This is a genomic window from Sulfitobacter sp., from assembly GCF_041552635.1.
Classification (GTDB): domain Bacteria; phylum Pseudomonadota; class Alphaproteobacteria; order Rhodobacterales; family Rhodobacteraceae; genus Sulfitobacter.
In genome coordinates this window covers 1-3,396 of sequence record NZ_JBFEKM010000274.1, presented here as the reverse complement: position 1 = coordinate 3,396, position 3,396 = coordinate 1, and the positions used below count along the sequence as shown (strand labels likewise).

The 3,396-nt window shown below is 58.5% G+C and carries 5 protein-coding genes; 2 read left to right on the top strand and 3 right to left on the bottom strand.

Annotated elements, in window-relative coordinates:
• Positions 1 to 75, bottom strand: a 75-nt coding sequence (locus ABYT07_RS19895) for an FYDLN acid domain-containing protein (protein ID WP_372993748.1), incomplete at its 3' end; no start/stop codon positions are given.
• Between the two features lie 112 nt (positions 76 to 187).
• Here ABYT07_RS19895 and ABYT07_RS19890 point away from each other — a divergent pair.
• Together ABYT07_RS19890 and ABYT07_RS19885 are read left to right on the top strand one after the other, a co-directional pair.
• Positions 188 to 877, top strand: a complete 690-nt coding sequence (locus ABYT07_RS19890; RefSeq protein ID WP_372993747.1) for a M48 family metallopeptidase — start codon at positions 188 to 190, stop codon at positions 875 to 877.
• 85 nt (positions 878 to 962) lie between these two features.
• Positions 963 to 1,613: a GntR family transcriptional regulator gene (locus tag ABYT07_RS19885; RefSeq protein WP_372993746.1), complete on the top strand. Its 651-nt coding sequence runs from the start codon at positions 963 to 965 to the stop codon at positions 1,611 to 1,613.
• A 62-nt stretch (positions 1,614 to 1,675) separates the two neighbouring features.
• On the opposite strand, the gene ABYT07_RS19880 is transcribed toward ABYT07_RS19885, so the two are convergent.
• Both ABYT07_RS19880 and ABYT07_RS19875 read right to left on the bottom strand, forming a co-directional pair.
• A complete protein-coding gene (locus tag ABYT07_RS19880) occupies positions 1,676 to 2,638 on the bottom strand; it encodes an acetyl-CoA carboxylase carboxyltransferase subunit alpha (protein WP_372993745.1) in 963 nt (320 codons plus the stop codon).
• A 65-nt stretch (positions 2,639 to 2,703) separates the two neighbouring features.
• Entirely contained in the window at positions 2,704 to 3,303 is a 600-nt protein-coding gene (locus tag ABYT07_RS19875) for a LysE family translocator (protein WP_372993744.1), read from the bottom strand.
• Positions 3,304 to 3,396 lie beyond the last annotated feature (93 nt).

Sequence of the window (3,396 nt, the reverse complement as noted above, 5' to 3'; positions counted from 1 at the left end):
GTTTTTGTTCAGGTCGTAGAACCGCTTGCCCGTTGTGGGGCACAGGCGCTTGGTTCCCCATTCTTCATTGGGCATCGAAGTCCCCTTTTTGAAAGTGTTGTTGCGTATAGATGATTCAGGCCAAGTGCCATATGAGATAGGAACTGTCAAAGGCAATCGCCACCCCCTGTGTGTCCGGAACCCTGAAATGCCCGATCCTGTCCTGCCCGGCAATCCGCCTATCCCGCTTATCCTGCGTCGGTCTGCGCGTGCGAAACGGATATCCTTGCGCATCTCGCAACTTGACGGGCGTGTGACGCTGACCATGCCCAAGCGGCTTAAGCAATCCGAAGGGATCGCCTTTGCCCGCGAGAAAGAAGGCTGGATTCGCGGGCATCTGGACGCGCGTGGCGAAGATGTGGCCATTGGCATCGGGGCCGAATTCCCTTTGGGCGGGCGCATGGTTCGGGTCGTGCAAGGGCAGGGCCGGCGTGTGCAGTTGGGCGATGATACAATCGCTGTGCCAGGCGGCGAAGACCGCGTGCCAGCACGGCTTGCGGCACATCTGAAGGAACTGGCGCGCGACCGTCTGGCAGGGGCCTGCGATGACTACGCCGCTGCCTTGGGGCGACCTTACAGCAGGCTGACCTTGCGCGATACGCGGTCACGGTGGGGGTCGTGCACGTCGGATGGCGGGTTGATGTTTTCATGGCGCCTGATCCTGACGCCGCCAGAGGTGTTGGATTACGTCGCTGCGCACGAGGTCGCTCATCTGGCGCAGATGAACCATTCGCCCGCCTTCTGGGCCGAGGTAGAGCGAATCTATGGCCCCTACAAAGAGGCACGCGGCTGGCTGCGCGAAAACGGCAGCGATCTGCACCGTTACCGTTTTAGTTAAAATACGGTACATGCCGGCAAAGCAGCCTGCCCATGCAGTGTCATGGGTTATTGACGTGATGCGGCTTTGTGATCACAACAGAATCATGAATTTGAACCCGCGCCCTCTTGATGCCAATCCGCTTGCGCATGACCGTGTCTATCGACAGCTGCGCAGCCGGATCATGCATGGCGACTTGCCCCCGGGACATGCGCTGACGCTGCGGGGGATCGGCAAGGAATACGAGGTGTCTATGACGCCCGCGCGCGAGGCGGTGCGCCGGCTTGCTGCCGAGGGCGCGTTGACCATGTCCACCTCCGGACGGATCTCTACGCCTGAACTAAGCAATGAGCGGATCGAAGAGCTGGCCGCCCTGCGCGCCTTGATCGAGGTTGAATTGGCGAGCCGGGCTTTACCACGCGCGCACATGGCGCTTATCGAGCGGCTGCAAACCATCAATAATGCAGTATCAGAAGCCGTCGCGCACCGCGACGCTGTAAGCTATATACGGGCCAACCTCGAATTCCACCGCACACTTTATTTGCGCGCACAGGCACCCGCAATGCTGGCGATGGCAGAAACAGTCTGGTTGCAGATGGGCCCCACAATGTGCGCGCTTTATGGGCGGCTGCGCCGGACAGAGCCGCCGCATTTCCACAAGCTGATCATTGCCGCGCTGCGGGCGGGGGATGAGCCGGGCTTGCGCCTTGCCGTGCGCTCTGACGTGACACAAGGGTTGCGCATGCTGGCGACTTAGGCCGGAATTTTTCAAAAAGTCCGCTGGCCGTTTTCTTGATAGAAAACGGCCAGCGCTCTAAATTATGCCGCCAAGCCTTTAGCACCCAAATCCATGAACTTCTGACGCCGGTCCTGAATCAGTGCTTTCGCGTCCTTACCGCTCAGATCTGCAAGCATGGCCGCAATGGCGTTTCCGACCGCTGCGATTGCAGTCTTCGGGTCACGGTGCGCACCGCCACGCGGCTCTGTGATGATGCGATCATTCACGCCCAGTTGCTTGAGGTCCTGCGCCGTCAACCGCAAAGCTTCAGCGGCTTCGCGCATTTTCTCTGCGTCCTTCCACAGGATCGACGCGCAGCCTTCGGGTGATATCACCGAATAGACCGAATGTTCCAGCATCGCGACACGGTTCGCGGTCGCAAATGCCACAGCCCCGCCAGAACCGCCTTCACCAATGATGACAGACACCAATGGCACGCCGATTTGCAAACATTTCTCTGTTGCACGGGCAATCGCTTCGGATTGACCGCGTTCTTCGGCACCTTTGCCAGGGTATGCGCCGGGCGTATCCACCAGAGTAATCACAGGTAATCCGAACTTGCCTGCCAGATCCATCAACCGCACGGCCTTGCGATAGCCTTCGGGCCGGGCCATGCCGAAATTCCGCTCGATCCGCGACTTGGTGTCATTGCCCTTTTCGTGGCCGATCACGACGACGGGCGCATCGTTGAACCGCGCCAATCCTCCCATTACGGCCAGATCATCGGCAAAATTGCGGTCGCCAGCAAGCGGCGTGTAATCGGTGAACAACGCTTCAATATAGTCTTTGCAATGGGGGCGGTCTGGATGCCGCGCGACCTGACATTTGCGCCAAGGGGTCAAGGATTTGTACAAATCATCCAGCATTTGCTGGGCTTTCTTGTCCAGCGCCAGCGCCTCGGCACTGACATCCATCCCTTCGGAGGACCGTGCAAGGGCGCGCAATTCTTCCGCCTTGCCTTCGATCTCTGCCAGTGGTTTTTCAAAATCCAGATACTGTGTCATCACATGCTCCGCGCTTGGGTCACCGCTATATGACGGTGATTTATCGGCTTTGCAACGCAGCCTGTTCAGCTGTCGGGCCAAAGGATCGGGAAAAGGGATGCGACCAGCAGCAAGGCCATCGTGCCGTTGAACCGCCTCAGACGCACGGTGCTGGTCAGGAACCTCGACATCTGGCCGCCCATGATTGTCCAGATCACGACGGAAGGCACCGCCATGACTGCGACCACCACAGCCGTCAGCATCAATGGCGCAAACCCCGAAGCCGGTACATAAATTGTAATGATGCTCAGACCAAAGGCCCAAGCCTTGGGATTTACCCACTGAAATCCTGCCGCCTGAAGAAAGCTCATCGGATTGCCGGTGGCGGTTGCGGTTGCAACAGGCGCGGCTGTGGCGATCTTGTAGGCCAGAAACAGCAAATAGATCAGGCTCACTACTTTCAGCACGGTATAAATAATCGGGAACGCATCAAAAACCTTGATCAGGCCCAAGCCCACCAAAAGCAACAATGACATAAACCCAAAGGTAATCCCCAGCATATGCGGCAGGGTGCGCATAAATCCGAAATTGGCCCCGGATGCCATCAGCATCAGATTATTCGGCCCCGGTGTCAGCGAGGTGATCAGGCTAAACAGCGCCAGTGCAGAAAGGACATCAATACTCATACAGCCCTGATGCACGAAGCCGTGGCCCGCGCCAAGTCATCACCTTCTCTGGCTCGGAAATATCCCGGGGGGTGGGGGGGGGTGGGCCCCCCC

Excerpts from the sequence above, each read along its gene's own strand:
- ABYT07_RS19885 (WP_372993746.1), top strand. The coding sequence starts at position 963 with ATGAATTTGAACCCGCGCCCTCTTGATGCCAATCCGCTTGCGCATGAC.
- ABYT07_RS19880 (WP_372993745.1), bottom strand. The coding sequence starts at position 2,638 with ATGACACAGTATCTGGATTTTGAAAAACCACTGGCAGAGATCGAAGGC.
- ABYT07_RS19875 (WP_372993744.1), bottom strand. The coding sequence starts at position 3,303 with ATGAGTATTGATGTCCTTTCTGCACTGGCGCTGTTTAGCCTGATCACC.
- ABYT07_RS19890 (WP_372993747.1), top strand. The coding sequence starts at position 188 with ATGCCCGATCCTGTCCTGCCCGGCAATCCGCCTATCCCGCTTATCCTG.